We start from the raw sequence: 1211 nt of genomic DNA, 5'->3' as shown, positions 1-1211 counted from the left end.
GGGAAGGTGATGGCGACGATCGCCCAGGCTTCATCTTCCTCGTACCAGCCGCCCTCGGCGCGAAGCATGGGATGGACCATGCGGTTGCGCGTTGCCGAGAGGTGAATGCCTCCATGGCCGGCCGTGGAATGGAAGACGACATCCTCGGCATAGAGGGTCGCGCCCTGCGACCGTCCCCAGGGCGTGCTGGCGGTCGCGCGGATCTCGCAGCGGCGGAGCGCGCGCTTCTCGCGCTGATGCTCGGCGTTTTCCATGACCTTGGCGCGGAAGGCCACCTCATTGGCGAGCTCGCCGGAATGACTGTGGAAATCGGCGCGCGTCCATTGCTCCATGGGACGGCCGATGCGCCAGCCACTCGCGAGATAGAAACGCCCGTCGCGCGAGGGCAGCATGGCGAACGCGGTGTCCGCGACCCGGGCGACGGCAAAGCCGTCCGCGCTGTGGCCGAACGCCACCTCCGGAAATCCGCTGGCGGGGTCGGCAGCTTCGTTCGGAGATGCCAGCATGGTCATGCGACGATCCTCCCCTCGACGACGTCGGCGCCGACCTCGTCGGCGGTGACCTCCTCGAACACGGCGCGCGGATAACCATGACGCGAGAGCCATTCTTCGGCAGCCTGCCGATGCGCAGCGAGATGGACGAGCACAGCGCCGCGGCCGGCGCGGTCGAAGATTCGCACCGAGCCGATGGCCGGGCGCTCGAGGATCGTGAAGTGCAGCTTCGAGTCGAGCGAGAACGTCCGGTGGACGCGAATCGCGATGACGCCGCCAGCGCCATAGTCCGCCTCGTGCAGGGTGAAGCTGGCGGACAGGCTGACGGTCCCAATCCCGCGCTCCCCCTGCTTCTGGATCAGGCGGCCCTTGCTGTTGTGGGTCTGCCAGGCGGACAGCTTCCTGGTGAAGCGCTCGGGCGGCCGCGGCGTTCCATCGGACCAGGCAATGAGCGAGCCGATCGGCGCGTTGTCGTAGATCGTGTGCGCGGACATCATGTCCTCCGTGATTGCGCAGGAGTGGAAACGAAAGCGCCGCCGGCAGAGCCGGCGGCGGGATGGGATTCGCAGTGCGAAAATGTGCGCCGGCTATTCGGCCGCGACGCCGTAGGCCTCGCCGTCGAGCGCGTCGGCCGGCTCCGCGGCGTCCGGCTCGGCCGACCCCTCGTCGAGATCGTCGTCCTCGCTCGCCTCGTGCTTCACCAGCCAGCTCGCGAGCTTC

The 1211-nt window shown here is 68.3% G+C and carries 2 protein-coding genes; both read right to left on the bottom strand.

The window, feature by feature from the left end; all coding sequences use genetic code 11:
• Positions 1 to 512: DUF7007 domain-containing protein (locus K9U40_RS23010; RefSeq protein WP_432715937.1), on the bottom strand; the 512-nt coding region annotated here is incomplete at its 3' end.
• Positions 509 to 985: a hypothetical protein gene (locus K9U40_RS23005; protein ID WP_282892404.1), complete on the bottom strand. Its 477-nt coding sequence runs from the start codon at positions 983 to 985 to the stop codon at positions 509 to 511. The genes K9U40_RS23010 and K9U40_RS23005, both read right to left, overlap by 4 nt.
• Positions 986 to 1211 lie beyond the last annotated feature (226 nt).

The sequence above is a fragment of the Xanthobacter autotrophicus genome (assembly GCF_030015065.1).
Taxonomy (GTDB): Bacteria; Pseudomonadota; Alphaproteobacteria; order Rhizobiales; family Xanthobacteraceae; genus Xanthobacter; species Xanthobacter autotrophicus_D.
Note: the sequence above shows the minus strand (reverse complement) of the source record. Positions and strands in the feature narration are given on the sequence as shown.

Bases quoted from the DNA above. Each gene is read 5' to 3' on its own strand.
- K9U40_RS23005 (WP_282892404.1), bottom strand. From the start codon at position 985: ATGTCCGCGCACACGATCTACGACAACGCGCCGATCGGCTCGCTCATT.